This is a genomic window from Curtobacterium pusillum (assembly GCF_013359865.1).
GTDB classification, from domain to species: domain Bacteria; phylum Actinomycetota; class Actinomycetes; order Actinomycetales; family Microbacteriaceae; genus Curtobacterium; species Curtobacterium pusillum.
Genome location: NZ_JABMCE010000078.1, coordinates 22,527 through 42,958 on the forward strand (window position 1 = coordinate 22,527; position 20,432 = coordinate 42,958).

The window sequence follows — 20,432 nt, forward strand, 5'->3', positions numbered from 1 at the left end:
GGAAGGTCGGTCCTCATGACCACCACTCCGCTCGCGCCGGGTTACACCCGCACTCGTCCCGGATCGGGGAGCCGCAACGGCACCTCGACCTACTCCGCGCTCCTGGCGCAGGTGAAGGAGAACGGCCTCCTGCGCCGCCGCACCGGGTTCTACTGGGCGCTGTTCGGCAGCCTCGCCGGCGGCCTCGCGCTCGCCTGGGTCGCGTTCGCGTTCCTCGGCGACTCCTGGTTCCAGCTCATCGTCGCCGGCGTCCTCGGTGTGATCTTCACGCAGTTCGCGTTCCTCTCGCACGAGGCCGCGCACCGCCAGGTCTTCGCCTCGCAGCGGTGGAACGACCACGCCGGCCGCTGGCTCGGCACGTTCCTCGTGGGCCTCAGCTACTCGTGGTGGATGAACAAGCACACCCGCCACCACGGCAACCCGAACACGGTCGGGAAGGACCCGGACATCGCGCCGGACACCATCCGCTTCCTGCCCGAGGACGCCGCCGCCGTGAAGGGCGGCCCGATGCAGCTGTTCATGCGTTTCCAGGGCTGGCTGTTCTTCCCGCTCCTCACCCTCGAGGGCGTCAACCTGCACTGGCTCGCCGTCCGCTCGGTGGTCACCGGCAACGGCACGAAGGCCGACGTGAAGCACCGCTGGCTCGAGGCGGCGCTGCTCGTCGCCCGTTTCGGCATCTACCTCACGATCGTCTTCTGGTTCCTGCCGTTCGGCATGGCGTGCGCGTTCCTCGGCGTGCAGCTCGCCGTGTTCGGCGTGATGATGGGTGCCTCGTTCGCCCCGAACCACAAGGGCATGCCGATGATCGCGCACGACGCGAAGGTCGACTTCTTCTCCCGCCAGGTCCGCACCTCCCGCAACATCCGCGGTGGCTGGTGGGTCTCGTTCCTCATGGGCGGCCTGAACTACCAGGTGGAGCACCACCTGTTCCCGTCGATGCCGCGTCCGGCACTCAAGCAGGCCCGCCTGCTCGTCCGTGACCACTGCGACACGCTCGACGTGCCGTACACGGAGACCACGCTGGTGCGCTCGTACGGCATCGTCGTCCGCTACCTCAACCGGGTCGGGCTCGCCGCCCGTGACCCGTTCGCCTGCCCGATGGTGGCGCAATTGCGCATCCACTGAGAGGGATGACACCCATGCCGACCGGCACCGTGAAGTGGTTCGACAACGACAAGGGCTTCGGCTTCATCACCCCGGACGACGGGTCCGACGACCTGTTCGCGCACTTCTCGAGCATCGTCGCGACGACGGGCTTGCGCTCCCTCGAGCACGCCGACCACGTGCAGTACGAGGTCGGCCCCGGCAAGAAGGGCCCGCAGGCGGACAAGATCTCGATCATCCGCTGACGCGGTCCCGGTCGCTGCCACCGGCGCGCCGCCCACGCGCCCGGACGACGAAGTGGAGGCACGGTGCCCGACCGCACCGTGCCTCCCGTCCGTGGGCAGCGGTCGGAACCGCCGCCTGCGCGCCGCAGCGCGCGGTCTACTTGATCCCGGTGGACGCGATGCCCTGCACGAACTGCCGCTGGAACGCCAGGAACACCACGAGCAGCGGCAGCACCGTGATCGTCGCGATCGCCATCACCGCACCCCACGGGGAGCTGAAGGCCGGGTTGTTCGTCAGCGTCGACAGGGCGACCGGCACGGTGAGGTTCTCGTTCCCCTGCAAGACGACGAGCGGCCAGAGGAAGTCGTTCCACCGCGTCATGAAGCCGAGGATCACCAGGACGCCGACGAGCGGACCGCACGACGGCAGGACGACCCGGAAGAAGGTCTGGAACTCGCCGGCTCCGTCCAAGCGGGCCGCTTCCATCAGAGCGTCGGGCACCCCGAGCATGAACTGCCGGGCGATGAAGATCCCGACGACGTCGAACACCGTCGGGAGGATGACCGCCCACGGGGAGTCGACCAGGCCGATCTTCGCGACGACGAGGAAGCTCGGCACGAGGGTGACCTGGATCGGGATCATGATCGTGACGAGGAACGCCGAGTACAGCAGCCCACGGCCGACGAACCGGAACTTCGCCAGGGCGTACCCGGCCATCAGCGAGACGACGACGCTCAACGCGGTGCCGACGGACGTGATGAGCGCCGAGTTGCCGAGCCACCGCCACACCGGCTGCGTGCTGAATACCTGCGCGTAGTTCTCGAACGTCGGGTTCGTCGGGAACAGGTAGAACGAGCCGCTCTGCGACTGGCCGCCGGGGGTGAGCGCCGACACGAGCATCCAGTAGAGCGGGAACACCATGAGGATCGCGAGCGCGGTGAGCCCGGCGACGAGGATCCAGCGGCCCGGCTTCGCGGGGCGCCGACGGACGGTCGGACGGGAGGCGCGGGTCGAGCCCGCAACGGACAGCGCCATCAGATGGACTCCTCTGCCTTCTTGTTGGCCCGCTGCCGCAGCAGGGTGAAGACGAGCAGGATCGCCACGAGCACCAGCCCGAGCGCCGCTGCGTACCCCATGCGCGCGTCGATGAACGCGGACCGGAACACGTACTGGATGAGCACCGTGGTGGAGAAGCCCGGGCCGCCGCCGGTCATCACGTAGATCACGTCGAAGGCCTGCAGCGAGAACACCACGTTGAGGATGAGCAGGATCGACGTCGTCGGTCGGAGGAGCGGCCAGGTGATCGTCCGGAACCGCGCCCAGCGGGATGCGCCGTCGATCGCCGCGGCCTCCTTGAGCTCCGCGGGGACGGACTGCAGCGCCCCGAGGTAGATCACCATGCAGAACCCGATCCGGGTCCAGACCACGACGATCACGAGCGTGGCCATCGCCCACCCGGGGGCGGTGAGCCACGGCACGCGGCCGAGTCCGAGCGCTTCGAGCAGGTTGTTCACGACGCCGTAGTCGCCGTTGAAGATCCACGACATGATGACGCCCACCACGACGCCGGCGGCGACCATCGGGACGAAGAACAGCGCGCGGAAGACCGATCGTCCGGGGAGTGGACGGTTCAGGGCGACGGCGAGGGCGAGTCCGATGGCCATCGAGGTGGGCACCGTCCCGAGCGTGAACACGAGCGTGTTCCGGAGTGCTGTCCCGATCAGCGGATCGGATCCCATGTCGACGAAGTTCTTCGCACCGACCCATGTGCCGTCCCCGAGCGAGGTGCTCGAGTCCTGGAAGCTCAGGACGATCGCGGTGACGATCGGGATGAGCGAGAACCCGAGGAACAGCAGCGCGGCCGGGCCGATGAACACGTAGGGGACGAACCTGCCGTGTCGTCGCCGTGCAGCGCCTCCGGCGGGCAGTCCGCCGGTCGGGGGAGCGGTCGACGCCGCCGTGGTCCGGACCGGAGCGGTCTCAGTTCGCAGTGACACTGCGCATCGCCTCCATCATCTGGTTCGAGGCTTCCTTCGGGCTCAGTTGTCCGAGCAGGCAGAGGTCGAGGTAGTCGGCGAACACGGCGTTGAGCGAGCTGAAGTACTGCCCGCTCTCCGCCTTCACCATGGACAGCGGGATCGTGGTGCCCTGGTCGATGAACCGCTGCATCGTGTCGGTGTTCGCCTTGTAGCCGATGTCGGCCGCGTCGAGGGACTGCCGAGCGGGCAACCAGTTGCCGTCGTGGCAGAACTGCCGCATCTTGCTCCTGCTCGTGATCATGGCGACGAGCTCCGCCGCGAGTTCCGGGTGCTTCGACGACTTGGTGACCGCCAGGGCGTTGCCGCCGAGGTCGCTCGCCTCCCCGACGTTCCGGATCATGGGCGCGGTGCCCCAGTTGTCGCGCATGTCGCTGTCGAGCTGCATGATCGACTCGGGGTTGTTGAGCATCATGCCGATCTGGCCGGTGAGGAACAGGTTCCGCGAGACGTCCCCGCCGCCGCTCTTCGAGATGTTGCCGGTCGTCGCGAGTCCCTCGGCGTACCACTTGCGGCCGAACGCGAGCGCCTCGACGGCCTCGTCGGAGTCCATGGACGGGGTGAGTCCGTCGTCACCGAGGAAGGAGCCGCCGTTCTGGTAGATCAACGGCAGCCAGCGGTACGCGGTGTCGGGGCTGGACCACCCGTAGCCGAACGCGTACTTCCCGGTGACCTGCTTGACCTCCTTCGCGACCTCGAGGAACTCGTCCCACGTCCACGCGTCCGCGAGGGTCGACGGCGGAGTCACGCCGACCTTCTCCATCACCTCGCGGTTGTAGTAGGTGATGAAGTTGTCGGTGTGCTGGAAGACGCCGTAGATGCCGTCCTCCCGGGCGCCGATCGCCCAGAACGGGGCGCTGTAGTCCTTCCGGTAGTCGGCCGGGATCGACCCGGAGATGTCGACGAGGCTGCCGTTGGCGGCGTACCGGCCGATCTGCTGCGGGGTGATCCGGATCACGTCCGGCGCCAGGTCGGCGGCGAGCCGCGTGATGAACCACTGGTGGAACTGGCCGGTCGTCACCTCGACGGCGACGCTCGTGCCCGGGTGCTTCGCCACGAACTCCTCGGCGATCGACTGGTAGCTCGTGATGTCGGTCGGGATGTTCCAGGTCGACAGCCGGATGTGCTTCGTGCCGCCGGAAGCGGCGGTGCCCTGTCCCGCGCACGCTGCGAGCGCGCCGGTGAGGGAGATGCCGGCGAGCGCGAGGAACCCGCGTCGGGCGAGCTGGGTGGGTGGTCTGGTCGGCATGGTCCTCTCCTTCGAGGTCGTGGTGCCGTCGGTTCGGACTGGAGGCGCGGCGCACGTCCGCGTATCGGCGCGCGTCCGGCGCCGGGTCCCGTGCTGGTGGGCCGACGCCGGACGCTGCCCGTCAGACCAGGGCGGGACGCGCCTCCAGGCCCGCGTCCTGCCCGGCGTCCACCGCGTCCGCCGGACGCAGGGATCCCGGGAGCAGCGCGGCGTGCGCGTGCAGCAGCTCGTCGGTCATCTCGGCGATGCGGTCGAGCGTGAGGTGCGCCGCGGTCAGCGGGTCGAGGGCGACGGCGTGGTGCACGTGCTCGACGTTCCCCGTGAGCGCAGCGCGGACGGCGAGCGTCTGCACGTTCGTGTTCGTGCGGTTGATCGCGGCGAGCTGCGGGGGGAGCTCACCGAACGACGTCGGCTGCACGCCGTTGCCGTCGACGAGGCACGCGACCTCGACGCAGGCGTCCGATGGGAGGTTCGAGATCACCCCGGTGGCGTTCGGCACGTTCCCGTACACGACCGCCGGGACGCCCGTGACGATGGCGTTGACGATGCTCGCGCCGTACTCGACGCTCGGGGTCAGGTCCGCCTTGAGCTTCTCGAGCTGGGCGTCGACGTCGCCCTGCTCGTCGTGGGCGAGGCAGATCTCGTAGTAGTCCCATCGCTCCGGGATGTACTCGAGCACGGTCTCCGGGTCCTTGCGGAAGTACGGCACGTACTCGCTGGCGTGGTGGCTCGACTCGGTCTCGAAGTACCCGAACGAGCGCATCAGCTGCGTGCGGACCTGTTCGTTGCCGCCCTCGTAGTTGCTCGCCGCCGCTGCCGCCTCGCTGTGGTCGCCGTCGTCGTCGTGCAGGTCGGCGGCCGCGACACCGCGCCGGTGCTTCGCCGCCATCACCTCGCGGAGCCGCGGGTAGAGGTCCTCGCCGCCGCGGCGCTTGAACTCGAGGATCCAGGCCTGGTGGTTGATGCCGGCGCAGACGTACTCGACCTCGTCGTACGGCACGCCGAGGGTGCGAGCCAGCATGCGCGTGGTGCCCTGCACGCTGTGGCAGAGCCCGACCGCCCGCAGCCCCTTCGCGTTGAGGAACGCGGTCGCCATGGCCATCGGGTTCGCGTAGTTGATGAACTGGGCGTCCGGGCAGAGCTCGAGGGCGTCGCGGGCGATGTCCTCGTAGGCGCGCACGGAGCGCAGGAATCGGAACACTCCGCCGGGGCCGACGGTGTCGCCGACGGCCTGGTCGATGCCGTACTTCCGCGGGATCTCGACGTCCCACTTGTACGACTCCACGCCGCCGACCTGGAAGGTGATGATGACGACGTCCGCGCCCGCCAGTGCGGCGCGACGGTCGGTGGTTTCGAGGACCTCGACGCCGAGACCGTGGTGTGCGACGAGCTCGCGCGCGGCGCTCGCGGTACGGGCGACCCTGCCCGCGTCGAGGTCCATGAGGTGCAGTGTCGCGTCCTGCAGCGCGGGGAAGCTGACGAGGTCGCCGATGAGCCGGAAGGGGAAGACGAAGCCGCCGGCGCCGATGATGGTGATCTTGGTCATGTCGTCACGCTAGGAAGCGACGGGGTGTCCGGTCCTCCGGCTTCCGACGCCGGGGTTCCAGGATCCTCGGATCGGCCCCGCACCGGCTGCGGGCGCTGTCGTAGGCTCGAGGCCGTGCTCGACGTGGAGACGGTGGAAGCGGCGTACTGGAGCCATCGCGGCCCGGCGCCGCTCATGCGGTCCTCCCACCGCCACGACGACCTCGAGATCAACCTGGTGCTCGACGGCCGGCTCGACTACCGGTTCGGCGGAGCCCCGGTGTCCGTGCACGCCGGCCAGGTCGCGCTGTTCTGGGGGTGGACGCCGCACCAGCTCGTCGGTGACGGCATCGGGTCGGGGGAGTTCCTCTGGGCGCACATCCCCCTGGGCGAGGTCCTCGCGTGGGGGCTGCCCGACCACGACCTCGGGGTGATGCTGCTGAACCGTCCGGTGCTCGTGCCGGCGACGGCCGCCGGACGGGACGTGGAGTCGATGTTCGGGTCGTGGCAGCGGGACTTCGCTGACGAGGGGGCGGAGATCATCGCGAGCCTCGAGGCGCAGGCGTTCGTCCGTCGGCTGCTGCGGCACCACCGGGACACCCTCGACCTCCGGCCCGGCGGCGGGCACGGCACCGCGGAGGCCATGCACCGGGTGATCGACATGGTCCGGTTCGTCGTCGACCGGTTCCGGGAACCGATCGAGGTCGCGGACGTCGCGGCGGCCGCGCACCTGCACCCGCACTACGCGATGACGGTGTTCCGGCAGGACGTCGGCACCACGATCGTGGAGTACCTGACCCGGTGCCGCGTCGCCGAGGCCCAGCGGCTGCTCGCCACGACGTCGATGACGACGTCGGAGATCGCACACGCCGCGGGGTTCGGGTCGCAGTCGAGCTTCTACGCACACTTCACGCGGGCGTGCGGGAGCGCCCCGGGCGCCTACCGCGCACGACTCCGCTGACCCGGGCTCCTCAGTCGCCGGTCTCGGCGTGCGGCGCCGCCACGGGCTTCGACTGACTCGACCCGCGCTGCCGCAGCCACACGGTTCCGACGACCATCACGGTGATCACCAGGAACTCCGACTGCCAGTTCTGCATCGACTCGAACCAGAACTGGCTCGTGCCGAGGTACTGCCACCCCGAGACGACCCCAGCACCGTGCTCGACCTGTTCCTCGTTGTAGGCCGCTGCGCCCCCGATGACGTGGCCGACGACACTGCCGGCGAACAGCACCGTGAAGAGGATCAGCAGCGAGTTCTCGTATAGCACGAGTGCGAGGCCGCCGCGGCGCACGGGCCACGGCGCACCCGCGTCGTCGGCGTGCTCCCGGGGATCGGCGTCCTGCGGTGCGTCCTCGTCGAGGGACTTCGACTCGCTCGACCCCTTCTGGAACAGGAACGTCGTCAGGACGACGTAGGACCCCATCTGCAGGAACTCGCTCTCCCAGTTCTCGAAGGTCGCCTCGGCGAAGTCCCCGCTGGTCAGGAAGCCCCAGAGCGACTCCACCGCCTGGCCGTGCAGCACGGCGTCGTGCTCCGAGACCCGCCAGCCGGCGAGCACCATCCCGGCGAAGCAGAGCAGGAACACGATGGCGTTGGCGAGGAACAACCCGTTCCGCCGCGCCCACGACCATTCGGTGGGACGCGCACGCAGGAAGACGCTCATCCGGTCGGACCTCTCTCATCGACGGCCCCCCACGCTACTGGGTCCACGCGTCCCGGGCCGGCATGCCGCTCGGACCGTCAGTTGATGATCTCGCCGCGCTCGTCGGCACGGAGTGCGGCGAGCCGGTCCCGCCATGCGCGGAGCGCCTCGGGTGTCAGCCGCGGCCAGTCCGTGACCTCGCCCGTGATCCGGAGCGGTTCGGTGCTGCGGTAGGAGCGGGTGGGGTTCCCGGGGAACTTCTTGTCGGTGACGTTCGGGTCGTCCTCGAACGCCCCGGTCGGCTCGACGGTGTAGACGCGGGGGAGCCCTTCGCCCGCGGCGAGCTCCGCAGCGAGTCCGGCGCCGTCCCGGAGCGCGGTGAAGTACACGTGGTTCATCACGACCTCGGGCCGGTAGTTCGACCGGAACCCCGCGGTCAGCAGATCACCGATCCGGAGGTCCGCCTTGGTCCCGTGGAAGAAGGGTCCGTCGTCGAGTGCGTCGCTCACGGCGACAGGCTAGCGCTGCCGATCGCACTCGGCGGCCACGCGGCGATCTCCCCCTCGCGGTGGACGCGGCGGCCACCGCCCCTCCCGTAGCGTGTCCGCCGTGATCGAAGTCGAGCACCTCACCAAACAGTACGGACCGAAGACCGCCGTGGACGACGTCTCGTTCGTCGTGCGGCCTGGCAGCGTGACCGGCTTCCTCGGCCCCAACGGCGCCGGGAAGTCCACCACGATGCGCATGATCATGGGGCTCGACCGCCCCACCGCGGGCAGGGCGACGGTGAACGGGCAGCCGTACCGGAGCTTCCGCGACCCGCTCCGGCAGGTCGGGGCGCTGCTCGAGGCGAAGGCGGTGCACTCCGGTCGGAGCGCGTACAACCACCTCCTCTCGCTCGCGGCGACGCACGGCATCCCGAAGTCCCGCGTGCACGAGGTCATCGACATGACCGGGCTGGACTCGGTCGCGAAGAAGCGCGTCGGCGGGTTCTCCCTCGGCATGGGCCAGCGGCTCGGCATCGCGGCGGCGCTCCTCGGCGACCCGAAGACCCTCATCCTCGACGAGCCGGTGAACGGCCTCGACCCGGACGGCGTGCTGTGGGTCCGGCAGCTCGCCCGGCGCATGGCTGCCGACGGCCGGACGGTGTTCCTGTCGAGCCACCTCATGAGCGAGATGGCGCAGACGGCCGACCGCGTGGTCGTCCTCGGCCGCGGGAAGGTCCTGGCGGACGCCCCCATCCAGGAGTTCGTCGCCGCCGGCGGCACGGACGGCGGGGGCAGCCGTGTGGTCGTCCGCACGCCCGGCCCCGACCAGCTGTTCCAAGCGATCGGCCCGAACGCCACGGTGACACCGCGCGACGACGGCTCGTTCCTCGTCGTCGGCCCCGATGCCACGACGGTCGGGAACATCGCCGCACAGGTCGGCGTCCCGCTGCACGAGCTCACCCCGGTGGGCGCCAGCCTCGAGGAGGCGTACATGGCCCTCACCCGCGACGACGTCGAGTACCGATCGGAGGGCGCCCGATGACCGCCACGACCCTGCCGCCGACCGTCGGACTGAGCTTCGGGCGACTCGTCCGGAGCGAGTGGATCAAGTTCCGCAGCATCCGGTCCACGATCTGGTGCCTCGCGATCCTCGTCGTCCTCACGATCGCGATGGCGGTGCTCATCGGCAACGCACTCGACTCCGGGCAGCCGGTCACGCAGGACCAGGCGAACGGCACCCTGGTCACGATCAACACCGCGAGCGTGTCCCTGACGGCGCTCGTCGTCGCGGTGCTCGGCGTGCTCATCATCACGGGGGAGTACGGCACCGGTCAGGTCCGCTCGACGTTCACTGCCGACCCCGGTCGCACGGGTGTGATCCTCGCGAAGGCCGCGGTCCTCGCGGTCACGACGTTCGTCGTCAGCGCCGTCTCGATCTGGATCGGCGTGATCGCGTCGGCGGCGCTGCAGGCCGGCAAGGGCGTGCACGCGGACCTCGCCGACCCGTCGGTGTTCATGCCGCTCCTCGGGGCGTCGGTGTACGTCGCGCTCCTCGCCCTGCTCGCGTACGGCATCGGACTGCTCGTCCGGTCGAGTGCGGGCGGGATCGCGATCACCCTCGGCATCCTGCTGGTGCTGCCGGGCGTGCTCTCCCTGGTGGCGAGCGCGATCGAGGCGCAGTGGCTCGCGGACGTCGTCACGTTCCTGCCGGCCCAGGCCGGCGGGCAGCTCTTCGCGTTCTCGTCCGGTGACGCCGGGCAGCAGGCCGGGATCGTGCTGAACGGCTGGGGCGGTTTCGCGGTCCTCCTGGCGGAGGTCGTGGTCGTGGGTGCCCTCGCACTCACCGTCGCGCGTCGACGCGACGTCTGACGCGACCCTGGACTGGACTGGACCGGACTGGAGGGACGGTGCCGGTTGGCACCGTCCTCCCTCGCAGGCCCGGTCGGCGCGTCACCGCTGAGCGGGGCGCGCCAGTCGTTCACTCCCGCGTGATCGCGTACCGGTGCATGACGACACCGCTGTCGAACGACCGCTGCTCCAGCAGCTCGAGCTGCAGCGGCTGTCGGATCGCGTCGGCGGGGGAGTCGAAGAGCGGTCGTCCCGCGCCGAGGACGGCCGGGTGCGTGAACAGCATCAGCTCGTCGAGCAGCCCGGCGGTGAGCAACTGGGTGGCGAGGTCCGCACCGCCGACGCCGATGTCGCCCTCGGACCCGGCGCGGAGCTCGGCGAGCCGAGTGATCGCGTCCTCGTTGATGATCGTCGTGTTGTGGTCCGCCGCCGTGCGCGACCGGGACACGAGGACCTTGCGCTGCTCGGTCCAGATCTCGCCGTACTCGCGCATGTAGTCGGGCAGGGACTCGTCGGACCGGGCGTCCGGCCAGAACGGGTCCATCATGTCGTGGATCACCCGCCCCTCGACGGCCATCGTCATGGCCCGCGCCCGCTCGTTGAAGAACCGGTGGAGCTGCTCGTCGATGCGGACCCACTCGGGGCCGCCGAGGTCACCGTTCTGGCCGGAGCGACTCTCGATGAAGCCGTCGAGCGACACGTTCATCCAGTACACGAACCGTGCGGGCACAGCGACTCCTTCGTCCGACCGACCGGTGGCGCCGAGCGTACGCTCGCGCACGTCAGCACGCTCCTCGACGACGAGAGCAGGTCCACCGTGCGCCGATCACTCAAGGCACTCCTCGCGATCGCGACGGTCGCGGGTCTCGCGACCACGTTCCTCCAGGCCGGTGCCGGTGCGGCACCCGCACTCGCCGCAGGGACGACGTCCGCGCGGAACGCAGCCGCGCCGACCCACCAGAACCCGATGACGCTCGCCCTGCCGGGTGGGCAGACCGCGGCGAGCTGCGCGGACCCGACGGTCATCCGCGGCGTCGGGCGCGACCGCAACTGGTACCTGTACTGCACGACCGACGCGCTGACCGCGACGGAGCAGAACCCGGACGGTTCCCTCGTGCAGCACGGGGTGCCGACCTACCGGTCCACCGACCTCACGCACTGGACGTACGTGGACGACGCCTTCCCGACGAAGCCGGCGTGGGTCGGGGACGCCAACGGCATCTGGGCCCCGGACGTCGTCCACCGCGCCGGGACCCACGGCCGGGCGGGGACATGGTACCTCTACTACGCCGCGTCGGACACCCCGACGGCGACCGCACCCACCGGCGGCGGCTCGGCCGTGGGCGTCGCGACGAGTTCCAGCCCGACCGGACCGTGGACCGACTCCGGCGGCCCGGTGGTCGCTCCGCAGGCCGCACCGAACGGTGCCGGGCAGCGGTGGGAGTTCGACCCGGAGGTCATCACCGACCACGGCAGTACCTACCTGTACTTCGGCAGCTACTTCGGCGGGGTGAACGTCCGCCGCCTGAGCGCCGACGGACTGCGGTCGATCCCGTCGACCGAGCGGCAGATCGCCATCGACAACCGGTACGAGGGCACGTACCTGATGCGGCACGACGGCTGGTGGTACTTCATGGGGTCCGCCACCAACTGCTGCAACGGGGCACTCACGGGCTACGGCGTCTTCGTCGCCCGGTCACGCAGTCCGCTCGGGCCCTTCACGGACCAGGACGGCGTCGCGATCACGAGCACCCGGGTCGGTGGGACGCCCGTGCTCGCGCAGAACGGCAACCGCTGGGTGGGGACCGGGCACAACACGGTCGTCACCGACTTCGCCGGGCAGGACTGGATCGTCTACCACGCGGTCGACCGGCGTGACCCGTACTACGCGGGGCAGGCGACCTACACGAAGCGCCCGGTGCTCATCGACCCGCTCGACTGGGTGCGCGGTTGGCCCGTGGTCCGCGGCGGTGCCGGCCCGTCCGACACCGCGCAACCGGGGCCGGTCGCCCAGCCGGGGGAGCGAGCGACCTACCGCGCCGCCCTCGCTCCCGTCGACGTTCCAGGTCAGCTCATCCGGTCGGCCTCGACGACGTTCGACGGAACGACCCTCCCCCCGTCGCTGACCTGGACCCGCGAACCCGACGCCTCGACCTGGACCGTCAGCGGCGGGGCACTCCGGTGGCGGACACAGGCCGCCGACCTGCACCCGCCGGCGACCCCGCTCGCGTCGGTGCTCTCGGAACCCGCGCCGACCGGCGACTACGTGCTCGAGACGACCGTCGCGGTCGACACCCCGGCCACCGGGGACGGCGTGAACTACGTGCAGGGCGGACTCATCGTCTACGGGGACGACGGCAACTACCTCCGCCTCGTCTCGAACTCGATCTTCGACACCCGGCAGACCGAGTTCGGCAAGGAGGTCACGCCGCAACCCGCGGGAGCGCCGAACTACGGGAACATGGTCGTCGGCCCCGTGGGGGACCGTACGACGCTGCGGATCGTGCACCGGCTGGTCGACGGCGAGCACCGCTACACGGCCTACACCAGCGTCGACGGGCGGCACTTCGTCCGCGGCGGCACCTGGACGGCCGACCTCGGGTCGTCGCCGCGCGTCGGCCTGATCTCGCTCGGCGGTGCCGGGTTCACGAGCACCTTCGACGACCTGCGGGTGAGCACGGTCCGCGTGCTGCAGGATTGAGCCGGAGAACGAAGTACGGTCGGCGGACCGCGCCCCGCGATGCGAAGATGCATCGTTGCGTGCTGGTGCCGAGAACGAGGGTGCGATGGGTCCGACGGAAGGACACGAGGGGCGAGAAGCGCTCCTCGACGGGCGGTACCGCCTCGAACAGGCGATCGGACAGGGCGGGATGTCCGTCGTGTACCGCGCCGTGGACGAGGCACTCGGCCGTCCGGTCGCGGTGAAGGTGTTCCACGCGGGGACGGTCGACATCGCCCGGCAGGAGGCCGAGCTCGGCGTGCTGGCGTCCCTCGAGCACCACAACCTCGTCGGTCTCCTCGATGCCGGAGTGGTCACGGGCAGCGACGGCACCCGGCAGCGCTTCCTCGTGATGGCGCTCGTCGTCGGCCAGGACCTCGAGGCGCGGTTGTCGGTCGGACCGCTCGCGTCGCGGCACATCGCCGAGATCGGCTACGACATGGCTGAAGCGCTGCACTACATCCACGCCCGCGGCGTCGTCCACCGCGACATCAAGCCGTCGAACATCCTGCTCGTCGACTACGGCAACGGTGCCGACCGGGCCCGGGCCCGGCTCACCGACTTCGGCATCGCGCTCGCCGCCGGGGTCGAGCGGTTGACCGCCGACGGCGTGACGACAGGGACCGCCGCCTACCTCAGCCCGGAACAGGCCCGGGGCGGGGACGTCGGTCCGGCGAGCGACGTCTACTCGCTCGGACTCGTGCTCCTGCAGTGCTTCACGCGACGTCGGGAGTTCCCGGGCTCGCTCGTCGAGTCCGCCGTCGCCCGGCTGTCGCGGGACCCGGTCGTGCCCGAACCGCTCCCGGAACACTGGAAGTCGCTGCTCCGGGCGATGACCGCGCAGGACCCGCAGGACCGGCCGACCGGGCCGGATCTGGTGACGCTCCTCCGGGACGTCATGATGGCCGACACCGCCGTCGCCGACCGGGTCGTCGACCCGACGGCCGACGTCGCGGAGGCGACCGCGTCGACGCCACAGGACGCCGGTGCGGAACCGGGTCGACCGGCGACCCTCGACGAGCTCCCCGACGAGGCGCTGCACCGGACGACGGCGATGGCGGCGCGCCTCTTCGACGCGCCGATCGCCCTCGTCGAGGTGCTCGACGAGGACCGCGAGTGGTCCCAGTCGTACATCGCCGAGGGCATCGACGAGTCCGCGCGGAGCATCAGCTTCCGGAACGGGTTCGCCCCGGTCCCGGTCCCGGTCGTGATCCCGGACGGCGCCGCGCACCCGGAGATGCAGAACAGTCCGCTCGTCACGGGACCGCTCGGCATCCGGTTCTACGTCAGCGTGCCGCTGGTGAAGCACGACGGCACGCCGATCGGGACGCTCGCCGTCCTCGACACCAGGCCGCGTGAGGCGACCGAGGCGGACCTGGCGAACCTGCGAGACCTCGCCGCGCTGGCGGTCACGCAGCTCGAGCTCCGGCAGGAGTCGCTCCGCACGACGAACGACTCGATCCCGGTGGGGCAGCAGACCGGGAACGAGGCGGTCGGTCAGGCGTGACCGCCGCGGTGGGTGCGGGTCCGGCGGTCGACACCGCGGTGTGGCGGCCCCGGCCCCGGTCCCCCCGTCAGCGCCGCCGCACCAGCACCACGCTGTCGACCGTGGGGTGCTCGTGCCCGTCCGGGGTCGTCGCGGTCCGCGGGCGTTCCGCCGCCTCGAGCACCTCCCACCCGGTGTCGAGCTCCAGCGCGGCGAGGTCGCCCGCGGGCGTCGGGAACCGGTAGTCCCGCAGTTCCTCCGGCAGTTCCCCGTGCGGCGGTGCCGCGTGCGCGGTCACGAGCAGATGTCCGCCCGAGGCGACGAGCCCCACCGCCCGCCGGAGGATCTCCGCCCGAGGGATCGCGACCGGCCATGACTGCAGGAACGACGCGGTGACGAGGTCGTACTCGCCGTCGTCCGTCCACGTCGCCAGGTCCGCCGCCACGAACCGCGTCCGCGTACCCACTCCCGCTCGGTCCGCCGCCCGGGCGGCGCGGTCCACCGCGATGGCAGACAGGTCGACGCCCGTGGTCGTCCACCCTCGTTCCGCGAGCCAGACGACGTCGCCGCCCTCACCGCACCCGAGGTCGAGCGCGCGTCCGGCGGGCAGCGTCGACGCCACCGACTCGAGCACCGCGTTCACCCGCCCGGACCAGATGCCGTCGCGCTCGGCGTAGCGGGCCTCCCACCAGGTCCTGGCGTCGGCGTCGAGTGGTCGCTCGTCGTGTTCGTGCACGAGACCAGTGCACACGATCCCGCGCTCATCGGACAAGCGGCGTTGCCGGAGCAGCAACGCACGGGTGCGCCCCGGAACTTCAGCGGGGGACGAGGGGGACACGTCCCGATCGGCACCGGGACGCCGAGCGTTCGGTGACACGACGTCGAACAGGGGGACGGGTGTCCCCCGTCCGAGGGGGATACTGCCAGGTCGACGTAACCGTCTGGTCACTCACCGCGCCCGAGCGACGTTCACCATCGGACCAGCACAGCACCGTTCCACCGCACCGTACCCGCACCACTGCAACGCCATTCGTCACGCCTGAACCAGGGGAAGGCCCGACATGACGTCCACGGACACGGTGGTCGACGCGCGCAACAACGCCGCGACCACGAAGCGCACGGATCAGGAGTCCAGGCCGTCGGCGGCCCAGGCGGGGGAGTCGCAGTACCTCCCCGCCCCGCCGACCGACCGCGAGAAGTACTGGTACATGGGACCGCAGCATCGCTGGATGTTGTTCGCCCAGGCGGCCGCCTTCGCGCTCATCGCGTCGAGCATCTGGCGCTTCTCCACCTCGGCGCCGGGCCTGTTGCTGTTCCTCATCCCGACGACGCTCTACTGCTTGACGCTGTGCATCTCGCTCGCCACGAGTTCGCGGCGCAAGCGCTTCCGGAAGCGCGACCACATCGAGCGCGTCCGGAACTGGGAGCCGGGCCGGTACCCGACGGTGGACGTGTTCCTGCCCACCGCGGGCGAGCCACTCGCCGTCCTCGAGAACACGTACTACTGGGTGTCGAAGCTCCGCTGGCCGACGACCCCCACGGTGTACGTCCTCGACGACGGGGACCGCCCCGAGGTCGCGGAACTCGCCCGCCGGTACGGCTACCGGTACGAGGTCCGCGCGAACCGCGGGTACCTCAAGAAGGCCGGCAACCTCCGGCACGGCTACGAGCAGAGCGACGGCGACCTCATCGCGGTGTTCGACGCCGACTTCGTGCCACGCGCCGACTACCTGTACGAGCTCGTCCCGTACTTCGACGACGAGGGCCTCGGCATCGTGCAGTCGCCGCAGTTCTTCGACGCCCGCAAGGGCATGCACTGGCTGCAGCGCACCGCCGGCGCCACGCAGGAGCTGTTCTACCGCTGGATCCAGCCCGCCCGCGACCGCTCGAACGCCGCGATCTGCGTCGGCACGTGCGCGATCTACCGCCGGGCCGCCCTCGAGGAAGCCGGCGGGTTCGCCCAGATCGGCCACTCCGAGGACGTCCACACCGGCGTGAACCTCATGCGCGTCGGCTTCCTGGTGCGGTACGTGCCGATCCTCGTGTCGAAGGGCATGTGCCCCGACGACCTCGCCTCGTTCCTCAACCAGCAGTACCGCTGGTGCACGGGCTCGATGTCCCTCCTCGCCGACACGAGCTTCCACGAGAACCCGCACATCACCCTGCGGCAGCGCATGTGCTTCTGGTCGGGCTTCCTCTACTACATCTCCACCGCGGTCAACGTGTTCCTGTCGCCGCTCCCCGGTCTCGTGATGCTGTTCGGCCTGCCGCAGTGGATCATGCCGCAGAACTCGGTGTGGCTCCTCGGCGCGATGATCATGTGGTTCGTCGTCGTCCCGGTCATGTACAAGTCCCGCTGGCGCATCGACGTCCTGCGGATCCAGTCCCTGTACTCGTTCGCCCACGCCGTCGCGATCGTGCACGTCCTCACCGGCAGGACCCGCGAGTGGGTCCCGACGGGTGCCGCGAAGAAGGTCACGACGCCCCTCGGCACCCAGATCGCGCGCGTGATGCGGATCACGGTCACGACGTCGCTCCTCGTCACGTGGACCGGCCTCGCCTGGGCGACCACGCGCTACGGCTTCGAGATGCTCTGGGCGATGTGGATCCTCGCCTCGATCCACGCCTACGTGCAGGTCCCGATGCTGTTCCTGTCGGTCCCGTCCTCACCGAAGCGCGCTGCCCGCAAGCAGGCGCGTGCCGACCGACGGGAGGCGCGGCTCGCCTCCCGCGGGTCCGCTCACCCGGTGCGCGTCCCGCGTCCCACCGCCCTGCCAGCGCCCGCCGCGGTGCCTGCCGCGCCCGCTGCGGGGGCGACCCTCCGTCCGGAGGCCGAGCCGGGCCTCCGGGTCGACGTCGTCCCGGCGGACGTGCGAGCGGCCGACGCGGCCAACCCCGCGCTCCCCGCACCGCCGCTCTCGCCGGCGGTGACCCCCTCGTCGCCCGTCGGTGCTCTGCCGGAACCGCCGCGCGCCTCCCGGGACGACCTTCCGGCGTTCGGTGAGCGGCTCGACCCGGTGACGCTGACCGCGTCCGCCGCCCCCGTCGAGGAACCCGTCCAGGCGGAGCGTCCGCAGGCCGCCGGGCCGCGCCGGTTCCGACCGGACATCCAGGGGCTCCGCGCCGTCGCCGTGCTGCTCGTGGTGGTGTACCACACGGGCGCGCCGGTGCTGACCGGCGGCTACGTCGGCGTGGACGTGTTCTTCGCCATCTCCGGGTTCCTGATCACCGGGCAGCTCCTGCGCGAGGTCGAGCGGAAGGGGCGGATCGACTTCGGCTCGTTCTACGCCGGACGCATCCGACGCCTGCTGCCCACCGCGCTCCTCGTCATCGCCGTCACGGTGGTCGCGACCCGCGTGTTCGACTCGATCCTCCGGGCCTCGAACGTGGCGTGGGACGGCGTCGCGGCGACGTTCTTCGCGCTCAACTACCGGCTCGCCGCACAGGGCGTCGACTACCAGGCCGCCGACGGTCCGGCGTCCCCGCTGCAGCACTTCTGGTCGCTGGGCGTCGAGGAGCAGTTCTACCTGTTCTGGCCGCTCGTCCTGACGCTCGCGATCGTGCTGTGGAAGCGGCACCGGCGCCTGGCGATGGCCGCCGTCGTCACGCTCGTGTTCGGAGCGTCGATGTGGGCGTCGGTGACGATCACGGCGCACGATTCGCCGCTCGCGTACTTCTCGATGCAGAGCCGCGCGTGGGAGCTCGCCGCCGGGGCGTTCCTGGCCATCGGCGCCCGGTACGTGGCGCGCATCCCCGGGGCACTCCAGATCGGCCTGACGTGGCTCGGCCTCGGAGCGATCCTCGCGAGTGCGTTCCTGTACTCGGACGAGACGCCGTTCCCCGGCACAGCCGCGCTCCTGCCGGTCCTCGGAGCCTGCGCGGTGATCGCCGGCGGCGGGGTGTACCGCCGGGGCTCCGTCGAGACGGTGCTGCAGCTGAAGCCGTTCCAGGCGATCGGCAAGGTGTCGTACGGCTGGTACCTCTGGCACTGGCCGATGGTCGTGCTCGTCCCCGTCATGGTGAACCGCGACCTCGGGTGGCTCGAGAAGCTCGAGGTGATGGCGGTGGCGCTCTGGGTGGCGACGATCACCTACCACCTCATCGAGTCGCCCTCCGCGCGGGCTCGGTGGAAGCGGATCCGCTGGGCCGCGGTCGGTGCGGCGGCGGCAGCGGTGACGACGGCGACCGCGGTGGTGGTCGTGTTCTCGGTGCCGGCGCTCGTCGGCAGCGGCGGCGCGGTGCAGGCCGCGTCGCTCGACCAGGGGAACACGACGGAGATCCAGACCACGATCCAGGCGGCGCTGAAGACCTCGGACGTGCCGGCGAACCTCACCCCGAGCCTGACCGAGGCCGCCGACGACCAGCCGGCCTCCACGGACAACGGCTGCCACGCGGGGTACCTGCAGATCCGGCAGAAGGCGTGCGTGTACGGCGATCCGTCCGGGTCGCGGACCGTCGTCCTGTGGGGCGACTCGCACGCGCAGCAGTGGCTGCCCGCGTTCGACGCCGCCGGGAAGGCCGAGGGGTGGAAGGTCGTCGCGTGGACGAAGGCCGCCTGCCCGGTCGCCCAGAACGTCGAGCTGTTCAACTCCTCGCTCAAGCGGACCTACACGGAGTGCCCGGAGTGGCGGGACGCCTCGATGAAGCGCATCGAGCGGCTGGCGCCCGACCTCGTGGTGATGGCGCAGTCGGACAACGTGCCCGGGAAGCAGGTGTCGAACACGACGTGGGCGGACGGCACCGCCGAGACCGCGGCCACGCTGCGCGCCGCGGGGCTGAAGACCGTGTACATGCTCGACACCCCGGTTCCCGATGGGGACGCGGCGTCCTGCGTGGCGGAGCACCTCGACTCCGTCCGTGCGTGCAACCAGGCCGAGAAGCACGCCTACGCCGTGTCCGGACGGCACGAGGAGGTCGCCGACACTGTGCGCGCCGCCGGGGTCTCGACGGTCGAGCCGCGCGACTGGTTCTGCACGGCCGACGGGTGCCCGGTGGTGGTGCAGGACAAGCTCGTGTACCGCGACCAGACGCACATGTCGACGGCGTACTCGAAGTGGCTCGAGCCGCTCGTGGCGCCGCTGCTCCGGACCTCGTAGGCGGCGGCCGCCGGCCCCGGCCCGGCCCCGGCCCCGGCCCCGGCCCCGGCCCCGCGAAAGCGACAGTGTGCCGCCGGACTCCGGCGGCACACTGTCGCTTTGCCGGGAGTGTCCGCGAGCCTTCCGGGCAGCGTGTCGCTTCGGCGTGGGCCGTGCGGAGCGAGCCGTCAGGCGGTCGCGGCCTCGTCGTCGTGGGGGACCGGGTCCGCGTGCTCGATGCGGGCGCTCGCCGTGGCCATGTGCTCGTCCATCGCGCGCTGCGTGGCGACGACGTCGCGGGCACGCATCGCGTCGTGCACCGCACGGTGCTCGCGGTACGCGGCCTCGGTCGCCTCTCGCGTGGTGACGCGACGCCCGACCCAGACGCTGAGCATCGACCGGAGGCTCTGCAGCAGATCGGCGAGGACGTCGTTCCCGCCCGCCCGCGCGAGCAGGACGTGGAACCGGACGTCCGCCTCGATGAAGGCTGCGGGGTCGTCGAGCGTCGCCGCCTGCTGGTCGAGGGTGGCACCGAGGGCGTCGAGCTCCTCGTCCGTCGCACGCTGGGCGGCGAGGATCGCGGCGGTGCGCTCGAGCGACGACCGCACCTCGAGCAGTTCACGCGTCCGGTTCGACGCGAGCATGAGTCCCCAGGACAGCGTCGTCGGCAGCAGGTCCGAGGTGCCGCCCTGCAGGTACGTGCCCGAACCGGGTCGGATCTGCACGATGCCGAGGATCTCGAGGGCGGCCAGCGCCTCGCGGACGGCGGACCGTCCGACCCCGAGCCGCTCCGCCAGCACCCGCTCGGACGGCAGCCGCGATCCGGGGGCCAGGTCGCCCGCGGTGAGCAGGGACACGAGCTGGCGGGCGACCTCGGAGGCGGGGGAACCGGTCGGCACGGACTCGAGCTCGAGCCGGATGTTGAGGGGATCGTTCTCGCTGAACGCGGGCATGCAGTGAGCGTACCGTCCGGTCAACCGGTTACCGCTGAGGGGCCCACGACCGAATGGTCAACCGGTTGACAGGTGGCCGATC

General features: G+C 70.9%; 17 protein-coding genes. 8 read left to right on the top strand and 9 right to left on the bottom strand.

The window, feature by feature from the left end:
* The first annotated feature begins 15 nt into the window (after positions 1–15).
* On the top strand, positions 16–1,125 hold the full coding sequence (locus tag HP507_RS10415) for a fatty acid desaturase family protein (RefSeq protein ID WP_175351721.1): 1,110 nt from the start codon (positions 16–18) through the stop codon (positions 1,123–1,125).
* 14 nt (positions 1,126–1,139) lie between these two features.
* Positions 1,140–1,349 carry a cold-shock protein gene (locus HP507_RS10420; RefSeq protein ID WP_217508692.1) on the top strand — a complete coding sequence of 70 codons (210 nt, stop codon included), beginning with the start codon at positions 1,140–1,142 and terminating at the stop codon, positions 1,347–1,349.
* A 136-nt stretch (positions 1,350–1,485) separates the two neighbouring features.
* Here HP507_RS10420 and HP507_RS10425 read toward each other — a convergent pair whose 3' ends face one another.
* The 4 genes from HP507_RS10425 to melA form a co-directional block, all read right to left on the bottom strand.
* Positions 1,486–2,364, bottom strand: a complete 879-nt coding sequence (locus HP507_RS10425) for a carbohydrate ABC transporter permease (protein WP_246328558.1) — start codon at positions 2,362–2,364, stop codon at positions 1,486–1,488.
* On the bottom strand, positions 2,364–3,326 hold the full coding sequence (locus HP507_RS10430; RefSeq protein WP_175351723.1) for a carbohydrate ABC transporter permease: 963 nt from the start codon (positions 3,324–3,326) through the stop codon (positions 2,364–2,366). The genes HP507_RS10425 and HP507_RS10430 overlap by 1 nt, the downstream gene beginning before the upstream one ends.
* Entirely contained in the window at positions 3,310–4,614 is a 1,305-nt protein-coding gene (locus tag HP507_RS10435) for an ABC transporter substrate-binding protein (protein WP_175351724.1), read from the bottom strand. Before HP507_RS10435 ends, HP507_RS10430 begins: the two co-directional genes overlap by 17 nt.
* A 121-nt stretch (positions 4,615–4,735) precedes the next feature.
* Positions 4,736–6,160, bottom strand: coding sequence for an alpha-galactosidase (melA, locus tag HP507_RS10440; protein ID WP_175351725.1), 1,425 nt, complete (start codon positions 6,158–6,160; stop codon positions 4,736–4,738).
* A gap of 114 nt (positions 6,161–6,274) precedes the next feature.
* Between melA and HP507_RS10445 the strand changes: the two genes are divergently transcribed.
* Positions 6,275–7,099 (top strand): helix-turn-helix domain-containing protein, encoded by an 825-nt coding sequence (locus HP507_RS10445; RefSeq protein ID WP_175351726.1) that lies wholly within the window; start codon positions 6,275–6,277, stop codon positions 7,097–7,099.
* Positions 7,100–7,109: 10 nt separating this feature from the next.
* Here HP507_RS10445 and HP507_RS10450 read toward each other — a convergent pair whose 3' ends face one another.
* Positions 7,110–7,802: a DUF6766 family protein gene (locus tag HP507_RS10450; RefSeq protein WP_175351727.1), complete on the bottom strand. Its 693-nt coding sequence runs from the start codon at positions 7,800–7,802 to the stop codon at positions 7,110–7,112.
* A 77-nt stretch (positions 7,803–7,879) separates the two neighbouring features.
* Complete coding sequence (gene arr, locus HP507_RS10455) at positions 7,880–8,290, bottom strand: NAD(+)--rifampin ADP-ribosyltransferase (RefSeq protein WP_175351728.1); 411 nt, start codon at positions 8,288–8,290, stop codon at positions 7,880–7,882.
* 100 nt (positions 8,291–8,390) lie between these two features.
* Here arr and HP507_RS10460 point away from each other — a divergent pair, with 100 nt between their 5' ends.
* Both HP507_RS10460 and HP507_RS10465 read left to right on the top strand, forming a co-directional pair.
* Entirely contained in the window at positions 8,391–9,311 is a 921-nt protein-coding gene (locus HP507_RS10460; RefSeq protein ID WP_175351729.1) for an ABC transporter ATP-binding protein, read from the top strand.
* Positions 9,308–10,138, top strand: a complete 831-nt coding sequence (locus tag HP507_RS10465) for an ABC transporter permease (RefSeq protein WP_175351730.1) — start codon at positions 9,308–9,310, stop codon at positions 10,136–10,138. The genes HP507_RS10460 and HP507_RS10465 overlap by 4 nt, the downstream gene beginning before the upstream one ends.
* 109 nt (positions 10,139–10,247) lie before the next feature.
* Here HP507_RS10465 and HP507_RS10470 read toward each other — a convergent pair whose 3' ends face one another.
* Entirely contained in the window at positions 10,248–10,847 is a 600-nt protein-coding gene (locus tag HP507_RS10470) for a dihydrofolate reductase family protein (protein ID WP_175351731.1), read from the bottom strand.
* An 87-nt stretch (positions 10,848–10,934) separates the two neighbouring features.
* On the opposite strand from HP507_RS10470, the gene HP507_RS10475 reads away from it, so the two are divergent.
* On the top strand, positions 10,935–12,818 hold the full coding sequence (locus HP507_RS10475; protein ID WP_175351732.1) for a glycoside hydrolase family 43 protein: 1,884 nt from the start codon (positions 10,935–10,937) through the stop codon (positions 12,816–12,818).
* A gap of 85 nt (positions 12,819–12,903) precedes the next feature.
* Positions 12,904–14,343, top strand: coding sequence for a protein kinase domain-containing protein (locus HP507_RS10480; RefSeq protein WP_175351733.1), 1,440 nt, complete (start codon positions 12,904–12,906; stop codon positions 14,341–14,343).
* Between the two features lie 67 nt (positions 14,344–14,410).
* On the opposite strand, the gene HP507_RS10485 is transcribed toward HP507_RS10480, so the two are convergent.
* Complete coding sequence (locus tag HP507_RS10485) at positions 14,411–15,058, bottom strand: class I SAM-dependent methyltransferase (RefSeq protein ID WP_175351734.1); 648 nt, start codon at positions 15,056–15,058, stop codon at positions 14,411–14,413.
* A gap of 325 nt (positions 15,059–15,383) precedes the next feature.
* On the opposite strand from HP507_RS10485, the gene HP507_RS10490 reads away from it, so the two are divergent.
* Positions 15,384–19,418, top strand: a complete 4,035-nt coding sequence (locus HP507_RS10490; RefSeq protein WP_175351735.1) for an SGNH hydrolase domain-containing protein — start codon at positions 15,384–15,386, stop codon at positions 19,416–19,418.
* A gap of 167 nt (positions 19,419–19,585) precedes the next feature.
* Here the strand turns inward: HP507_RS10490 and HP507_RS10495 are convergent, their stop codons facing one another.
* Positions 19,586–20,350, bottom strand: coding sequence for a FadR/GntR family transcriptional regulator (locus HP507_RS10495; protein WP_175351736.1), 765 nt, complete (start codon positions 20,348–20,350; stop codon positions 19,586–19,588).
* Between the last annotated feature and the right edge of the window lie 82 nt (positions 20,351–20,432).